The sequence below is a fragment of the Kitasatospora acidiphila genome, from assembly GCF_006636205.1.
Classification (GTDB): domain Bacteria; phylum Actinomycetota; class Actinomycetes; order Streptomycetales; family Streptomycetaceae; genus Kitasatospora; species Kitasatospora acidiphila.
Window position 1 is genome coordinate 4,809,040 of the sequence record NZ_VIGB01000003.1, and the last position, 16,112, is coordinate 4,825,151.

General features: G+C 72.7%; 16 protein-coding genes and 1 tRNA gene. 5 read left to right on the forward strand and 12 right to left on the reverse strand.

Annotated elements, in window-relative coordinates; translation table 11 throughout:
• Positions 1–44 precede the first annotated feature (44 nt).
• A complete protein-coding gene (locus E6W39_RS22730; protein WP_141635097.1) occupies positions 45–1,376 on the forward strand; it encodes a protoporphyrinogen/coproporphyrinogen oxidase in 1,332 nt (443 codons plus the stop codon).
• 4 nt (positions 1,377–1,380) lie between these two features.
• Here the strand turns inward: E6W39_RS22730 and E6W39_RS22735 are convergent, their stop codons facing one another.
• From E6W39_RS22735 to E6W39_RS22755, 5 genes are all read right to left on the reverse strand, one after another.
• A complete protein-coding gene (locus E6W39_RS22735) occupies positions 1,381–2,010 on the reverse strand; it encodes a histone deacetylase (protein WP_228718297.1) in 630 nt (209 codons plus the stop codon).
• A 68-nt stretch (positions 2,011–2,078) separates the two neighbouring features.
• Positions 2,079–2,168, reverse strand: a tRNA-Ser gene (locus E6W39_RS22740).
• Between the two features lie 56 nt (positions 2,169–2,224).
• Positions 2,225–2,740, reverse strand: coding sequence for a tRNA adenosine(34) deaminase TadA (gene tadA / locus E6W39_RS22745; protein ID WP_101380876.1), 516 nt, complete (start codon positions 2,738–2,740; stop codon positions 2,225–2,227).
• A 32-nt stretch (positions 2,741–2,772) separates the two neighbouring features.
• Complete coding sequence (locus tag E6W39_RS22750; protein ID WP_228718298.1) at positions 2,773–3,336, reverse strand: tRNA adenosine deaminase-associated protein; 564 nt, start codon at positions 3,334–3,336, stop codon at positions 2,773–2,775.
• Between the two features lie 261 nt (positions 3,337–3,597).
• Entirely contained in the window at positions 3,598–3,804 is a 207-nt protein-coding gene (locus E6W39_RS22755; RefSeq protein WP_141635099.1) for a hypothetical protein, read from the reverse strand.
• Positions 3,805–3,939: 135 nt separating this feature from the next.
• On the opposite strand from E6W39_RS22755, the gene upp reads away from it, so the two are divergent.
• Positions 3,940–4,575 carry a uracil phosphoribosyltransferase gene (gene upp, locus E6W39_RS22760; RefSeq protein ID WP_101380879.1) on the forward strand — a complete coding sequence of 212 codons (636 nt, stop codon included), beginning with the start codon at positions 3,940–3,942 and terminating at the stop codon, positions 4,573–4,575.
• 8 nt (positions 4,576–4,583) lie between these two features.
• On the opposite strand, the gene E6W39_RS22765 is transcribed toward upp, so the two are convergent.
• The 3 genes from E6W39_RS22765 to E6W39_RS22775 form a co-directional block, all read right to left on the reverse strand.
• Positions 4,584–5,303, reverse strand: coding sequence for a LytR C-terminal domain-containing protein (locus E6W39_RS22765; protein ID WP_141635100.1), 720 nt, complete (start codon positions 5,301–5,303; stop codon positions 4,584–4,586).
• 302 nt (positions 5,304–5,605) lie between these two features.
• Positions 5,606–5,902: a type II toxin-antitoxin system VapB family antitoxin gene (locus tag E6W39_RS22770; RefSeq protein WP_101380881.1), complete on the reverse strand. Its 297-nt coding sequence runs from the start codon at positions 5,900–5,902 to the stop codon at positions 5,606–5,608.
• 120 nt (positions 5,903–6,022) lie between these two features.
• The gene (locus tag E6W39_RS22775) at positions 6,023–6,304 is read right to left on the reverse strand and encodes a hypothetical protein (RefSeq protein WP_141635101.1); all 282 of its coding nucleotides are present in this window, start codon (positions 6,302–6,304) and stop codon (positions 6,023–6,025) included.
• A 313-nt stretch (positions 6,305–6,617) separates the two neighbouring features.
• On the opposite strand from E6W39_RS22775, the gene E6W39_RS22780 reads away from it, so the two are divergent.
• Positions 6,618–9,365 carry a GH92 family glycosyl hydrolase gene (locus tag E6W39_RS22780; RefSeq protein WP_141635102.1) on the forward strand — a complete coding sequence of 916 codons (2,748 nt, stop codon included), beginning with the start codon at positions 6,618–6,620 and terminating at the stop codon, positions 9,363–9,365.
• A gap of 42 nt (positions 9,366–9,407) precedes the next feature.
• Here E6W39_RS22780 and E6W39_RS22785 read toward each other — a convergent pair whose 3' ends face one another.
• From E6W39_RS22785 to E6W39_RS22795, 3 genes are all read right to left on the reverse strand, one after another.
• Positions 9,408–10,001: an HhH-GPD-type base excision DNA repair protein gene (locus tag E6W39_RS22785; protein WP_141635103.1), complete on the reverse strand. Its 594-nt coding sequence runs from the start codon at positions 9,999–10,001 to the stop codon at positions 9,408–9,410.
• A 127-nt stretch (positions 10,002–10,128) separates the two neighbouring features.
• Positions 10,129–10,908 (reverse strand): crotonase/enoyl-CoA hydratase family protein, encoded by a 780-nt coding sequence (locus tag E6W39_RS22790; protein ID WP_141635104.1) that lies wholly within the window; start codon positions 10,906–10,908, stop codon positions 10,129–10,131.
• A gap of 107 nt (positions 10,909–11,015) precedes the next feature.
• The gene (locus tag E6W39_RS22795; RefSeq protein ID WP_141635105.1) at positions 11,016–11,873 is read right to left on the reverse strand and encodes an SCO6745 family protein; all 858 of its coding nucleotides are present in this window, start codon (positions 11,871–11,873) and stop codon (positions 11,016–11,018) included.
• A gap of 207 nt (positions 11,874–12,080) precedes the next feature.
• Here E6W39_RS22795 and E6W39_RS43070 point away from each other — a divergent pair, with 207 nt between their 5' ends.
• Both E6W39_RS43070 and E6W39_RS22805 read left to right on the forward strand, forming a co-directional pair.
• Complete coding sequence (locus E6W39_RS43070) at positions 12,081–13,613, forward strand: aminotransferase-like domain-containing protein (protein ID WP_141635106.1); 1,533 nt, start codon at positions 12,081–12,083, stop codon at positions 13,611–13,613.
• A 300-nt stretch (positions 13,614–13,913) separates the two neighbouring features.
• Positions 13,914–15,347, forward strand: a complete 1,434-nt coding sequence (locus tag E6W39_RS22805) for an amino acid permease (RefSeq protein WP_141635107.1) — start codon at positions 13,914–13,916, stop codon at positions 15,345–15,347.
• A 116-nt stretch (positions 15,348–15,463) separates the two neighbouring features.
• On the opposite strand, the gene E6W39_RS22810 is transcribed toward E6W39_RS22805, so the two are convergent.
• A complete protein-coding gene (locus E6W39_RS22810) occupies positions 15,464–16,051 on the reverse strand; it encodes an NADPH-dependent FMN reductase (RefSeq protein ID WP_141635108.1) in 588 nt (195 codons plus the stop codon).
• Positions 16,052–16,112: the final 61 nt, after the last annotated feature.

Sequence of the window (16,112 nt, forward strand, 5' to 3'; positions counted from 1 at the left end):
GCCTTACCCGTGGAGTTTTCCCCACCTTCTGATTCGGAGACCGTGTGACCATCCCTGATTTAGATGTCGCCGTCATCGGAGCCGGCCTCGCGGGCCTGGCCACCGCCCACCGCCTGCGCCGGGCCGGCCGCTCGGTCCAGGTCTTCGAGGCCGACTCCCGGGTCGGCGGCCGGATGGCCGCCGGCCACTACGGCGGCTACCGGATCGACGAGGGCGCCGAGACCATCGCCCTGCGCGGCTACCCCGCCACCTGGCAGCTGATCCGCGCCGTCGGCCTGGCCCCCGCCGACGTGCTGCCGATCCCGCACTCGCTCGCCCTGTGGCGGCACGGCCGGGCCCACGCCCACCTGGGCCACCCCCGCGGCCTGCTCAGCGGGGCCGGGATGGCGGCGCGCGGCCGACTGGACTGGCTGCGGTTCGCCGCCGACCTGGGCCGTGACACCGACCCGGAGCGCCCCGAAGCCACCAGGTTCCGCGACCTGACGATCGCCCAGGCCGCCGCCCGCTACCACCCCGACCTGCACGACGCCCTGCTGCAGCCACTGGCCGGCTGCCTCTTCGGCTGGGACACCAGCCGCTCGGCGCTCGGCCCGATGGCCGTGCTGCTGGCCGCCACCGGAGTCGGCACCCGCTGGCTGACCTACCGCGACGGCATGGGCGCCCTCGCCCGCGCGCTGGCCCGGCAACTGCCCGTCACCCTGGACAGCCCGCTGGCCGAGGCCACCGCCGACCCCGCCGGCGTCCGGCTGGCCTTCGCCGACGGCCGCACCCTGACCGCCCGGCAGGCGGTGCTGGCACTGCCCGCGCCGCAGATCCTCACGCTGCGCCCCGACCTGCCCGAGCACGAGCGGCCCTACCTCACGGCGGCCACCTACACCCCGATGCTCAAGGTGGCCTGCCTGCTGGACCGCCCGCTGCCCTCGCCCACCCGCAGCCCCAGCTACGGCCTGATCGTCCCCGAGACCGAGAGCCGACTGGTCTCCGGCGTGGTCCTGGACCACCTCAAGGCCCCCGGCCGAGCCCCGCTCGGCCGCGGCCTGGTCTCGGTGCTGATCTCCCGGCACGCGCTGCCCGAGCTGCTCGCCGCGCCCGACGCCGAGGTGATCGCCGCTGCCACCGCCGAGGCCGCCCGCTTCCTGCCCGGCCTGCTCGGCGCCCTGCGGACGGCGCACGTCTTCCGCCACCCGCTCGGCCTGCCCGAGGCCACCCCCGAGGCGCTGCGCCTGCGGCCAGGATTCCTCAGCCGCCCCCGGCAGGCCGTCGACTACGCCGGCGACTGGCTGCCGCTGCGCCCCAACTCCGAGTCGGCCGCCCGCTCGGCGGTGCTGGCGGCCGACCGGGTGCTCGCCGCGTTGCCGCAGCGGGTGCCGGTCTGACCGTTCACGCGGTGCGGGCGAGCAGCTCCGCCACGGACGCGGCCGACCAGCGGCCGGCCGCGCCCGGGCGGCTCGCCAGGTAGGCGGCGATCCGTTCGGTGCTCCAGCCGTGCGCCTCGGCCAGCCCGGCGGCCAGCTGCCGCAGATACGCCTCGGCCGGCGCGTTCAGCGGCGCCTCGGCCGGCGACCATGAGGCGGTGAAGGTCAGCATCGGCTCGCCGTCGACCTCGCCGACCAGCAGCAGGGTCTCGTACCGCCCCGGGCCCAGCTCGTCCCGCCCGGTCGCCAGCACGGTGGCCAGATCCAGGTCGGCCCCCGGTGGGCGGTACATCTCCTGCGCCACGATGTCGGAGAACTGGCCCACCGTCACCCGGTACGCCCGGGCCGGCACCACCCCCGCCCCCGCCTCGTAGAACCCCATCCCGCCGCCCCACTGCCCCGACACCCCCGCGAAGTACAGCCGCCCCGGCAGCTCCACCCCGCGCGCAGCGCTCGGCATCCCCCGATCCCGGCACCCCGGATACGTCCGCACCCCACCCGCCGCCTGCCCGCCCTGCACATAGCAGCGCAGCCGCTCGACGGCCATGTTCGACCCGTACGCCGCGTACCAGATCCACCGTGGCATGCCGCTCATCACCCAGGTTCCCCACTCGGCCAGGCAACGACGAAGGCGCCCACCGGGAATCGATGGGCGCCTTCGGATGGCGGTAGCGGTGGGATTCGAACCCACGGTGGAGTTGCCCCCACACACGCTTTCGAGGCGTGCTCCTTTGGCCGCTCGGACACGCTACCGAGAGGAGACTCTACCGGACTGGGTGGCCCGCGACGAAATCCGTTCTCGGTGGTGATCAGCGGTGGGTGTCGAACCAGGCGCGCAGCTGGGCGGCGCAGGTGTCGGCGAGGACGCCGGGAACGACCTCGGGGCGGTGGTTGAGGCGCGGGTCGCGCAGGGCGTCGAAGAGGGAGCCGGCGGCGCCGGTCTTGGGTTCGAGCGCGCCGTAGACGACCCGGTCCAGGCGGGCCAGCACTATGGCGCCCGCGCACATGGTGCAGGGCTCCAGGGTGACCACCAGGGTGCAGCCGCCCAGGCGCCACTCGCCGAGCGCGGTGGCGGCCTGCCGGATGGCCACGATCTCGGCGTGCCCGGTCGGGTCCCCGACCGCCTCGCGCACGTTGTGCCCGCGGCCGATGACGGTGCCGTCGGGGCCCAGCACCAGCGCGCCGACCGGCACGTCGCCGGTTGCCGGGGCCAGCGCGGCCTCGGCGATGGCCTGCCGCATCGACGGCTCCCAGCGGTCCCGCACCGGGTCGGGGCGGACCGGGGCCGGGAGCGGGGCCAGGGCGAGGTCGAGGTGGGGCTGCATCCCTCCAGTGTGGCGGACGCAGCCCCGCGGCCTCAGCGCACGGCCTCCAGCACCTCACCGCAGCCCAGTGCCTCGGCGAGCTCGGCCAGGGCGTCGCCGGGTTCGGCGCCCTCGCCGCTGAGCTCCAGCAGGTCCGCGGCCGGCACGCCGAACTCGGTGAGCAGCTCGGAGTCGCCGAGCGGGCCGACCGGCACACCGCCGGGGCCGGTCAGCGGGCGGTCGTCGTCGTCCTCGTCGTCGGCGGAGAGCTCGGCGTCGTCGTCCTCCAGGTCGGTGACCAGGTTGTCGAGGTCGTCGAACTCGCTGTCCCCGGCGCGGCCGACCAGCTCCTCGGTGAGGACCACGTCCCCGTAGGAGCTGCGGGCGGCCGCGGCGGCGTCAGAGACGAAGATGCGCGGGTCGTCCTCGCCGTCCACCCGGACGACGGCGAACCATGTGTCCTCCTGCTCGATGAACACCAGGACCGTGTCGTCGTCCTGCGCCGACTCGCGTGCCAGATCGGCAAGGTCGGCCAGGGTCTCGACGTTGTCCAACTCGGTCTCGCTCACATCCCACCCGTCCTCGGTGCGAGCAAGCACTGCAGCGAAGTACGCCACCAGGGACTCTCCCAAATGGTCTCGGCCGTAGGCGGACTCGGGCGAACGCGGTCTGGCCGCCCCCGCACCAGAGGCGGTCCGCTGTTCGGACCGTCCCATCGGCATCGTGACAGATAGCCAGGCTTCGCGGGGAGTGTTCGGCAGCGCGTCTTCGCAGGTCGTGTCGGATTGGACCCGCGAATACGCGTCAGATGGCTCGGATTCGCCGCTCCGCGGCCGGTGATCGCCCCCTGATCATGTGCGAACCGGCTGTTGGTCGTGTCAGATCCGGAAGGTACGCATGCGGAGTGCTTCACGCATTCGGCGCTCCTTGGTCTTGCGCGGCTGCACCCGGGCCCGCAGTTCGCGGGCCTCGGCGAGTTCGCGCAGGAAGACGGCGCGACGCCGGCGGCGCTCGGCCTCCGGCTCGGGTGTGTTGCCGGCTGGCTCGTCGGGGTCGGCGGAGGAGTTCTCCGAGTTCCTCTCCATACTGTGCGACTTTCCCAGAAGTCCCGATTCGACACCATCGGGCGGGATGACGCCTTCCGGGGATCGGTCATGATCCCGGTGAAGCCCGGCCACGTATGGTCGTGACCGGTCCCGGAACGCGGTTAAGGTCCCTCTATGCGGATCCACGTCGTCGACCACCCCCTGGTGGCCCACAAGCTCTCCACGCTGCGCGATGAGCGCACCGACTCCCCGACCTTCCGTCGCCTCACCGACGAGCTGGTCACGCTGCTGGCCTACGAGGCCACCCGGGACGTGCGGACCGACGAGGTCGAGATCACCACCCCGGTCGCGGTGACCACCGGCACCCGGCTCAGCTACCCGCGGCCGCTGGTGGTGCCGATCCTGCGGGCCGGTCTGGGCATGCTGGACGGCATGACCCGGCTGCTGCCCACCGCCGAGGTCGGCTTCCTGGGCATGGTCCGCAACGAGGAGACCCTGGAGGCGTCCACCTACGCCACCCGGATGCCCGACGACCTGTCGGGCCGGCAGGTCTACGTGCTGGACCCGATGCTGGCCACCGGCGGCACCCTGGTGGCGGCGATCCGGCTGCTGATCGACCGCGGCGCCACCGATGTGACGGCCGTGGTGCTGCTGGCCGCGCCGGAGGGCGTCGCCGTGATGGAGAAGGAACTGGCCGGGCAGCCGGTCACCGTGGTCACCGCCGCGATCGACCAGCGGCTGAACGAGCACGGCTACATCGTCCCGGGCCTGGGCGACGCGGGCGACCGGCTCTACGGCACGGCCGGCTGAGCGGCCGCTCAGCAGCTGCCCGGCTGCGGGGAGGGGCTCGGCGACGGCTTGATGGCGGCGGCCAGCGCGGTGGCCGCCGCGTTCTGGTCGAGCAGCTGGGAGAAGCCGGAGCCGATCACGAAGTCCACGCTGCCGTCGCTGCGGCCGTCGTTCATCGTGGCGGACCCGGCGACCTGGGCACCGAGCAGTGCCGCGGCGGCGGCCCCGGACTGGCCGCCGACCACCTCGGCGGCGCCGGGCACCTTGTTCTGCAGCGGGCCCGGCGCGTTGCCGACCTTGCCCACGGTGAAGCCGCGCTTCTTCAGCTCGTCGGCGGTGCGCGCCGCCAGCCCGTTCTTGTCGCTGGCATTGAGCACGTTGACCGTGACGGTCTGGGGTGACGGCACCGCGGTCACGGCCGGCAGCGGGGTGCCGAGCGCGCCGGGGGAGGCGGAACCGGAGGGGGAGCCGGAACCGGAGGGTGACGGCGAGGCGGAGGGCGCGCCCGTGACCGGGGCGGCCAGCGGCTTGCCCAAGGGGTGGGCGCAGGCCTGGGCGAGACCGTGCTTGGCCTTGCCGGTGAAGATGTTCACCAGTTGGACTCCACCGAGGGCGATCAGCGCGAGTGCGAGCAGGGAGCCCACCAGCATCAGCACCCTGCGCCCGCGCCGTGGCGGTGGGCCGAGCCGCGGATAGCTGGTGCCAGTGATCCGGAACTGCTTCCCCTTCATGCCGTGGGGAGTCAACATGCTCACAGTCTGTCTCCCCTTGGTGGAAGGGCAGCCTTGCCGATGGGTGACGGGCGCGTCGCGGGCGATCGGCCGCAGCGCGGGGCGGTGGGTCCGCAGCACTGGGCGACCGTGGTCAGCAGCCTAGTCCGGTTCCCTGGATGAAGGTAATAAATGATCATCCTTTGGCCGCACCCGAGCACTCGAAAGGGTGTACTGACGATCATTCGGCGGGCAGGCCCGAGCGGAATCCCGAGCTCATGAAAGTGACAACGCGCGCGGGGGCGCCAACGTTGCGGGGGTGATGTGTCATCAGCCCCCCGTCAGTCGAGCTCCAGGACTCGGGCGTGCAGCACCTGGCGCTGCTGCAGCGCGGCCCGCACCGCGCGGTGCAGCCCGTCCTCCAGGTACAGGTCGCCGTGCCACTTGACGACATGGGCGAACAGGTCGCCGTAGAAGGTGGAGTCCTCGGCCAGCAGGGTTTCCAGGTCCAACTGGCCCTTGGTGGTCACCAACTGGTCGAGTCGCACCGGGCGAGGGGCGACGTCCGCCCACTGGCGGGTGCTGGTCCGGCCGTGATCCGGGTACGGCCGCCCGTTGCCGATGCGCTTGAAGATCACACGGAAAGCCTACCCGTACCGGCGCGGCTGGTGCAGCAAACGCGCGGCCCGGGCAGTGGTCTCGGCCACGTGGGCCCCGGAGGTTCACTCCAGTCGCAGAAAGTTTCCGAAATCCAGGCCTCAACTCCTCAGTGCGGCACCGATCCGGTCCAGCGAGGAGAGCCGCATCAGTCCGTAGCTGTAGAACTCGACCTCGGGCACGCCGAGCTCGCGCAGCACCGCGACCTTGGCGGCCGGGTTGGCCGGCCCGTCGCAGTCCACGGCCATCGGGCGCAGGACCACCGCGAGCCCGGTGGGGCGGACGCCGATCGCGGCGGCCGGCGCCGGGGCCAGCCGCCGTCCGGCCCAACGCGCCGGGTCTGGCCGAAAGTACGCCGCGCCCGGCTCCAGGTAGCGCACCACCCGGGTCGGGTGGTGCGGAAGGACGTGGCGCGCGCCGCGTGGTAGACGGCGGCCAGGGTCACCCCGCCGACCCCCGCCCGGTCGGTGAGGTTGCCGAAGAAGGTGTCCGCACCCTCGTCGAGCAGGTCGGTGGCGAAGGCGAGGACGGACGACTGCACGGCGCGACTCCGGAATGCGATCGGGCGGGACGGTCCACGCCGGCCGCCACCCCGGAGCTGGTCTAGACCTGGCAGGCGCAGACGGGCTCACACGTCCGGGTGACCGTGGCCTGTCGTATCGCCGGACGCCGGATCGGCGGCTTGACGATGAGCAGATGAGAGACCGTCAGTTCTTCGCCGCGACCCGGGCTCCGCTAGCCGTGGCCGCCGCCCTGCTGGTCGCCGGAGCGGCCCCGCCGGCCGTCGCGCACCGAGCCGCCAGCCCTCGAACCGCCATCAGCGACCCCGCGCAGTACGTCAATCCGTTCGTCGGGACCAAGCCGGGCGGCATCGACTACGGCAACGGCGGCGGCGCCGGCAACACCTTCCCCGGTGCCACCGCCCCGCTCGGCATGATGCAGTGGAGCCCCGACACCGTGACCTACCAGCACGGCGGCTACTTCTACGACGACCAGCGGATCCGCGGCTTCAGCCTGACGCACATCTCCGGCGCGGGCTGCGGCGACTACGGGAACATCCCGTTCATGCCGTTCCTGGGCGACACGCCGGTGGCGCACGAGACCTTCTCGCACGCCCACGAGAGCGCCGCGCCCGGCAGCTACGCCGTCACCTTCGACAACGGCCTGCGCACCGAGCTGACCACCACCCAGCGCTCCGGCATGGCGCGGTTCAGCTACCCGGCCGGCCAGGCCGCCTCGCTGCTGGTGGACGCCGGGCGGGCCTTCAACAAGGCCTCCGGCTCGGTGACGGTCGGCACCGACACCATCTCCGGCTACACCGACGGCGGCGGCTTCTGCGGTGCGGGCAACCACTACCGGATCTACTTCACGGCCCACTTCGACCAGCCGTTCGCCAAGGCCGGCACGGTGCGCGACGGCGCGCTGGACGCCTCCCGGCACACCGCCACCGGGCAGAGCGAGGGCATCGCCCCGCAGCCGCCCAGGTCCGCCCAGGCCCAGCGGCTCCGGCAGCCCACCGAGCTGGTGCACCCGGACGCGCCGGCCACCGGCTCGGACGCCCAGGCCATGGTCACCTTCGCCCCGGGCAGCACGGTCACCGCCCGGGTCGGCATCTCGTTCACCAGCGCCGCGGGCGCCGAGGCCAACCTGGACCGCGAGCAGGCGGGCGCCGGCTTCGACAAGCTGCGCGACGGCGTCCGGTCCAACTGGAACGACATGCTCGCCCGGATCGCGGTCAGCGGCGGCACCACGCAGCAGAAGCGCACCTTCTACACCGCGCTCTACCACTCGCTGCTGTCCCCCTGCGCGCTCAGCGACGTGGACGGCCAGTACCCGGGCATGGACGGGCAGGTGCACCAGAACCCGGACGGCAAGGTCCAGTACGCCGACTTCTCGGGCTGGGACGTCTACCGCTCGCAGATCCAGCTGCTGGCGCTGCTGGCCCCCAAGGAGGCCTCCGACGTCGCCCAGTCGGTGCTCAACCAGGGCGCCCAGGCCGGCTACTTCGACCGCTGGACGCTCGCCAACGGCGGCACCGGTGTGATGGTCGGCGACCCGCTGCCGATGATCGCCGCCGAGATCCACGCGTTCGGCGGTACCGACTTCGACGCCGCCGACCTGCTGAGCCGGGCCCTGGACGGGCGCGGCAACGACAAGGAGCGCCCGGGCCACGCGGTCTACGACAACCAGGGCTTCCTGCCCGTCAACACCCCGGGAGAGTGGGGCCCGGCCGCCGGCACCCTGGAGTACGCCACCGCCGACTTCGCGCTCAGCCAGCTCGCCGAACGGCTCGGCGACCGTGAGGACCACGACGCGCTGCTGCACGCCTCGGCCAACTGGCGCAACACCTTCAACGCCGACAGCAAGTACATCCAGCCGCGCACCGCGGACCACACCTGGCCGAGCTTCAACCCGAACAGCGGCGACAACTTCGCTGAAGGCAACGGCGCCCAGTACACCTGGAACGTCCCGTACAACCAGCGCGGGCTGTTCGACGCGATGGGCGGCAACGCCTCCGTGACCAACCGGCTGGACTCCTTCTTCCAGCAGCTCGACGCCGGTCCCGGCGCGCCCTACGCCTACCTGGGCAACGAGCCCAGCCTCTTCGCCCCATGGGCCTACGACTACGCGGGCCGTCCGGACCGGACCGACGACGTGGTGCGCAGTGCGGTCACCACGCTGTTCGGCGACACCCCCGGCGGCGAGGTCGGCAACGACGACCTCGGCGAGATGGGCTCCTGGGCGGTCTGGGGCATGATCGGCCTCTTCCCGATGGTGCCGGGCCGGGCCGAACTGGTGCTGGGCAGCCCGCTCTTCCAGGGCATCACCATCAGCCGGGGCAACGGCGCCATCATCGACATCAAGGCCCGGAACGCCTCGGCCGATGCCCGCTACGTGCACGGCCTGCGGGTCGGCGGCCAGGCCAGCACCCGTCCGTGGGTGAGCGCCGATCTGGTCGGCCAGGGCGGCACCCTGGACTTCGACCTGGCCACCACCCCCGACCCGAGCTGGGGCCACGACCCGAAGGACGCCCCGCCGTCCTTCGACGTCGGCCCGGCCCGGGCGGCCAGCGGGCCGATCACCGGCCTGGGCGGCAAGTGCCTGGACGTCGACCAGGGCGCCGGCCCCACCGTCCAGCTGTGGGGCTGCAACGGGACCAACGCCCAGCGCTGGACCCTGGCCGGGGACGGCACCGTGCAGGCGGCCGGCAAGTGCCTCGACGTCGACGGCTCCGGCACGGCCGCCGGCACCGTCGTCCAGGCCTGGCCCTGCAACGGCACCGGCGCCCAGCAGTGGTGGCCGCGCCCCGACGGCTCCCTGTTCAACCCGCCGTCCGGGCGTTGCCTGGACGACCCGCAGAGCCGCACCGACGACGGCACCCGGGTGCAGTTGTGGGACTGCAACGGCACCGGCGCCCAGCACTGGGTGATGCTGAACCACTGACGGCAACACCAATGACGGCAACCGCCGGGTCCTGGCCTCGGGTCAGGACCCGGCCTTCTTCTTCGCCTTGGCCGCCTGCTTCATCTGCTGCTTGTAGGAGCGGACCTGGAGAAGCGTCTCGGCGTCGGTGATGTCCGCGACCGAGCGGTGGGAGCCGTCCTCGCCGTACGGTCCGGCCGCCTCCCGCCACCCCGCCGGCCGCACCCCGAGCTGCTTGCCCAGCAGCGCCAGGAAGATCTGCGACTTCTGCGGCCCGAACCCGGGCAGTTCGTTCAACCGGCGCAGCAGCTCCGCGCCGCTCGGCGCATCCCGCCACACCGCCTCCGCCTGGCCGCCGTACCGCTCCACCAGGAACCGGCACAGCTGCTGCACCCGGCCCGCCATCGACCCCGGATACCGGTGCACCGCCGGCTTCGCCGCGAACAGCGCCGCGAACTCCTCCGGATCCCGGCTCGCGATCGCCCCCGCGTCCAGCTCCGCCACCCCCATCCGCTGCGCGACCGTGTACGGCCCGGTGAACGCCAGCTCCATGGGCACCTGCTGATCCAGCAGCATCCCGATCATCAGGGCGAGCGGACTACGGCTGAGCAGCGCATCGGCATCAGCCTGCTGCGCGAGACGAAGCGTGACGGCCATGCCCCCATGATGACGCCCAGTCAGGACGGGGCAACTCGGCGTGCCCGTCAGTGCGCGGCAACCTGGGGTGTGGTGGCTGCGTGCCCGTGAGTGCGCGCCAACTCGGCTGGCTGTCAGTGCGTGCCCGTCAGTGCGGGCGCCGGCGGGTCAGGAAGCGCCGCAGGCCCTCGGTGACCCCCGGAGTGGGAAGGGTGGCGGCGAACTGGGCGGCCTCGGTGGCCAGGGCCTCGTCGATGGGGAGGTTGAGGCCGCGGGTGACGGCGGTGAGGCAGGCAGTCACGGCGGTCGGGGCGTGCCGGATGATGCGGTGGGCCAGGGCGTGGGCGGCCGGGAGCAGGTCGGGGGCCGGGACGACGGCGTTGACCAGGCCGAGTTCGGCGGCCCGGGCGGCGTCGACGGGGTCGCCGGTGAGGATCAGCTCCAGGGCGCGCTTGCGGCCGAGATGGCGGGGCAGGCGCTGGGAACCGCCGAACGGGGGCGGGAAGCCGAGGGTGATCTCGGGCTTGGCGAACGTTGCACCGGCGGCGGCCAGAGCCAGCGGTGCGGCCTCGGTGATCTCGCAACCGCCGCCGTAGGCGAGGCCGTTGACGGCGGCGATGACCGGCTTGGGAAAGTTCTCGATCCGCCGGGTGATCCCCTGGCCGCGTCGCACCACCTCGCGCAGTGCCCGCTCGGTGCCACCGGAGATGCTCGCGGCCAGGTCGCCGATGTCGGCTCCGGCGCTGAACGCCCGGTCGCCCGCCCCGGTCAGCACCACGGCGCGGACGGTGTCGTCGGCCTCGACCCGGTCGAGGGCGGCGTCCAACTCGTCGATCAGGGCGTAGCTGAGGGCGTTGAGTTTCTCCGGGCGGTTGAGGGTGAGGGTGGTGATCGGGCCGTCGGTGGCGGTCAGCACCAGGGCGGTCATGTGGGGCCTTTCGGGGTCAGGGGGCAGTGGGCGGGGGCGGGAGCGGGTTCAGGGGCGTGCGGAGTCAAGGGCGTGCGGAGTCAAGGGCGGGGGTCGTGGGTGCGGGGTCAGGGGCGGGGGACGCCGATCGGGTTGGGGAGCGGGACCACCTGGCTGTCGATCAGATGGCGGCTGAGCGGGGCGGCCAGCTCGATGGCCCGGGTGAGGCCGGACTCGCCGAGCAGCATCACCGGGTCCGCGGCCAGCCGGTCGGTGGCGGTCTCCAGCTCCCGGCGGAGGGTGCCGCCGGACTTGGTGAGCCGGCCGCCGCGGTCCAGCAGGCCGCGGGCCACCAGGCGGCGGCGGGCGCCGTCCCATTCCGCGTCGGTCCAGCCGCGGCTGCGCTGGATCAGGTCGGCCGGGACGGCGCCGGTGGCCACATGGGTGAGCCCGGCTTCCAGGCCGGTCAGGCCGGCGTGGGTCACGGCGATCACATGGCCGTCACCGCGGTGTTCGCGCAGCACGGTGGCGGCGAGCCAGAGCCGGCCGAGCGGGTCAGCCGGCCGGGGTACGTCGGACCAGGCGGCGGCCAGTGGCCGGCCCTCGAAGGCGCAGCCCTCGACCGCCCGTTCCAGGAGGTCGACCAGTTCGTCCAGGCCGGTGCGATCGGTGGGCAGGGTGCGGTCCAGGGCCGAGCGGACCGCGTCCAGCCGGGCGTCGAGCACCTTCTCGGGGGCGGCCTGGGTCCAGGCGGCGGGCAGCGCGTAGCCGGTCTTGACGGGGGAGAAGGCGAAGAAGAGCGCGGCGGCGGCCGGACCGCCGAGGGCGCCGAGCGGTGCGATCCGGCCCGCGAAATAGCCCCGCCACCAGCCGGTGAGGCCGACCGCGCGGGCCGCCTCGGCCGGCTCCGGGGTGAAGTAGACCAGGGCGTGCAGCGGCTCGACCGCCTCCCAGAAGCGGCGGGCGAGGGTGGGGCTGGGCTGCATCGGACGGGCACCTTTCCGGGCGGCTGTGGTTCGGGGCGACTGTGTTTTGGACGGCTGTGCTTTTTGGGGCGACCGTGGTTCCGGGTGGCTGTGGTTCGGGGTGGCTGTGGTTCTGTACGGCTGTGGTTCCGGGCGGCTGTGTCTTCCGGATGGCTATGTGCAGCGTGGACCTTGTGAGCCGCCTCGGGACAGTGCCAATCTGACCGAATGGACCAGGATCTGGGCTGGTGGACGCGGATCGCCCTGGACGGCTGGCAGCAGCGTCCCGGCCCGCGCTACCGGCAGATCGCCGAGGCCGCCGCGGCGGCGGTCCAGCGTCGCCTGGCGGTGCCGGGCGACCGGCTGCCACCCGAGCGGCTGCTGGCCGACGCCCTGGCGGTCAGCCGCGGCACCGTGGTCCGCGCTTATGAGCGGCTGGTCGAGAACGGCCTGGTGGAGCGGCGCCAGGGAGCCGGGACCTACGTCAGCCGGCGTCCGGCCTGGACACGCGACCGGTCGGCGGTGCCCTCCGGTCGGGTGCCGGCACCGGACGTCGAACTGATCGACCTCTCGCTCCCGGTACCGGCGGGCACCGGACATCTGCCCGCGGTCGGTGCGTTCCCGCCGCTGGACGGCTACGGCCACGGGGTGCACCCGGCCGGTCTGCCCGAGCTGCGGACGGCGCTGGCCGAGCAGCTGACGCACCGGCTGCGGCTGCCCACCGAGGCCGATCAGCTGATCATCACGGCGGGCAGTCAGCAGGCGCTGGCGCTGCTGGCCACCGCGCTGTCGGCACCGGGGCGGACCGTGCTCACCGGGTGCCCGACCCGCCCGGGGCTGGCCGAGCTGGTCGCGGCGCGGCAGGCGAGCGTGGTGGGCGTGCCGCTGGGCCCGGAGCAGCAACTGGACGTGGCGGCGCTGGCCCGGGCCGGGCGGCGGACACCGTCGCCGGTGCTGTACCTGGACGCCGCGGCCCACCGACTGGCCGGCACCCGCCGGGCCGAGCTGCTGGCGGTCGTTCGGCGGTCCTCGGGCGTGCTGATCGAGGACCTGTCGCAGCTGGGGCTGGGCGGCTTCGAGGTGGAGCCGGGCGGGGCGCAGGTGGGTTTGGACGGCCAGGTGGGGGTCGGTGGTTCCCAGGTGGGTTCCGGCGGGGCTCAGGTGGGGGTGGGTGGCTCCCAGGTGGGTTCCGGCGGGGCTCAGGTGGGGTTGGATGGCGGGGTGCCGCTGGCCGCGCTCGATGAGGGGGTGGTGGCCGTGGGTTCGCTGTCAGCCACCTTCTGGGCCGGACTGCGGATCGGGTGGCTGCGGGCCCCCGCTCCGCTGCACGAGCGGTTGCTGCGGCTGCGGGGCCTGGCCGACCTCGCCCCGTCCGTCCCGGCGCAGCTGCTGGCCCGGGAGCTGCTGGCCGCCGCCGGCCCGGCCTGGCACCGGGAGCTCGGCCGGGCACTGCGGGAGCGCCGGGAGCTGCTGCTGCGCCTGCTCGCCGAGCAGTTGCCGGGCTGGCGGGCGCAGCCTTCGCCGGCCGGGCTGGCGCTCTGGGCCTGGCCGCCGGTCGCCGACAGCACCACCTTCGCCCACCTGGCCGCCGCCCGGTTCGGGGTGCTGACCACCCCCGGGGCTGCGGCCTGTGCGGACGGCCGCCATCTGGCCGGCCTGCGGCTGGGCTATGCGCAGGCCCCGGACACCTTGGAGGCCGCCGTGGACCGGCTGCGGGCGGCGTGGGAGGAGCACAGCCGCCAGCTGGCGGCAAGCCGCTGACCGGAGGACGTGCAGCGGCCAAGGCGTCGATCGCGTTGACCTGTCGATCGCGTTGGGCAGTCGATCACGTTGAGCTGCTGATCACCTGGATCAACGGTCTAGCCCGGACCGGCCGCTCGCGACTTTCAAGCCTGCCACTCGGGAATTGTCATAATCTCGATATCTACTTCGCAGTATCCTCAGATGATGCTCAATAAACGGGGGGGATTGCTCACAGAGGCTTTCTGTTTATGACATTTCCGGGTTACGTTTCCTGCCGTTGCGTGGCCGAACGCCCGCCGCGCAGGAGAGGCAGTAACCATGAGCACGGAAGCCCCGAAGCGCTCAGCGGCCACGGCCGAGTCCGGTGGGAACCCGGACCAGCAGCTGAAGGCCGGACTGAAGAACCGCCACCTGTCCATGATCGCCATCGGTGGGGTGATCGGCGCCGGCCTGTTCGTGGGCTCCGGCGCCGGCATCGCCGCCACCGGTCCGGGCATCCTGCTGTCCTACGGGCTCGCCGGTGTGCTGGTGGTCCTGGTGATGCGGATGCTCGGGGAGATGGCAGCGGCCGACCCGCAGAGCGGCTCGTTCTCCGCCTACGCCGACCGGGCGCTGGGTCGCTGGGCCGGTTTCACCATCGGGTGGTTGTACTGGTTCTTCTGGGTGGTCGTGCTGGCGGTGGAGGCCACGGCGGGTGCCAAGATCCTCAACGGCTGGCTGCCCGCCGTGCCGCAATGGGCCTTCGCGCTGCTGGTGATGGCGGTGCTCACCGGGACCAACCTGTTCTCCGTCTCGTCCTACGGTGAGTTCGAGTTCTGGTTCGCCGGGATCAAGGTGGTGGCGATCGCCGCCTTCATCGTGGTCGGCGTGCTGGCCATGTTCGGCCTGCTGCCCGGCACGCATGCCGTCGGCAGCGCCAACCTGGTCGGCCACGGCGGCTTCCTGCCGCACGGTGTCGGGGCGGTCTTCACCGGCATGCTCACCGTGGTCTTCGCCTTCATGGGCAGTGAGATCGTCACGCTGGCCGCGGGCGAGTCGGAGGACCCGGAGAAGGCCGTGACCAAGGCTACCAACAGCGTGATCTGGCGGATCGGCGTCTTCTACCTCGGTTCGATCTTCATCGTGGTCACCCTGCTGCCGTGGAACTCCGCCTCGGTCAAGAGCAGCCCCTATGTGGCGGTGCTGGAGCACGTCGGCATCCCGGGCGCGGCCCAGGTGATGAACGTCATCGTGCTGACCGCCGTGCTCTCCTGCCTCAACTCCGGCCTCTACACGGCCTCCCGGATGGCCTTCTCGCTCGGCCGTCGCGGTGACGCCCCGGCCGCCTTCGCCCGGGTGACCGGTCGGGGTGTGCCGCGGACCGCGATCCTGGCGTCGGTGGTCTTCGGCTTCATCGCGGTGTTCTTCAACTACACCTCGCCCAACACCGTCTTCCAGTTCCTGCTGAACTCCTCGGGCGCGGTGGCGCTCTTCGTCTGGCTGGTGATCTGCTTCTCGCAGCTGCGGATGCGGCGGATCATCGAGCGCGAGGCACCCGAGCGGCTGACCGTGCGGATGTGGCTCTACCCGTATCTGACCTGGGTGGCGATCGGCCTGATCGCCTTCGTGGTGGTCTACATGTTCACCACGCACGACGGCCGGGTGCAGATGATCCTCTCGCTGGTGGCCGCCGCGGTGGTGCTGATCGCCGCGCAGGTGGTGCAGCGGCGGCGGAAGGCCGTCGTGGCGGACAAGGCGGACGAGGTCCTGTAGGTCCGTTGTCTCGTAGGCCTGTTGGCCCTGCAGTCCTGCGGGGGCGGCGGCCGGTTGGCCCGGTGGTCCTGTAGGCCGCCCGTTCTCGATCCGCCCGTGCGTGGGCTGACTTGTGGTCAGCTCCCGTACGGGCGGATCGCCTTTGCCTCCTTCAGGGCCAGCGCCCACCAGGTCAGCTGGTCCAGCATCGACTTGGCCGCGGTGGCGGCGGCCGGGTCGACGGCTTCGCCCTCGGCGTCGAACTTCTCCCAGGCCGACGCGAAGCTGACGGTCTCGCGGATGCCGACCGCGTGCAGCTCGGCGAAGACCAGGCGCAGCTGCTCGACGGCGCGCAGGCCGCCGGAGATGCCGCCGTAGCTGACGAAGCCCACCGGCTTGGCGTGCCATTCGGCGTTGTGCCAGTCGATGGCGTTCTTCAGCGGAGCCGGGAAGCTGTGGTTGTACTCCGGCGTGACCACGATGAACGCGTCGGCCGCGGCGATCCGGGGCTTCACGGCGGCGAGCAGCTCGGCGTCCGCCTCCGGCAGCGACTGGCCGAAGGCTGGGAACGTGGTGGGCAGCGGCGTCTCGACGAGGTCGATCAGGTCGAGCTCCAGCTCCGGGCGCTCGGCGGCCTGGCGGCGGATCCAGTCGGCCACGGTCGGGCCGAACCGCCCGTCCCGGGTGCTGCCGGTGATGATCGCGATGCGCAGCGGCGTGCTCATGATGGTCCCCCTCGATGGCGTGTACGTCGTATCGATCGAGATACAACGTACACGGGGGCTG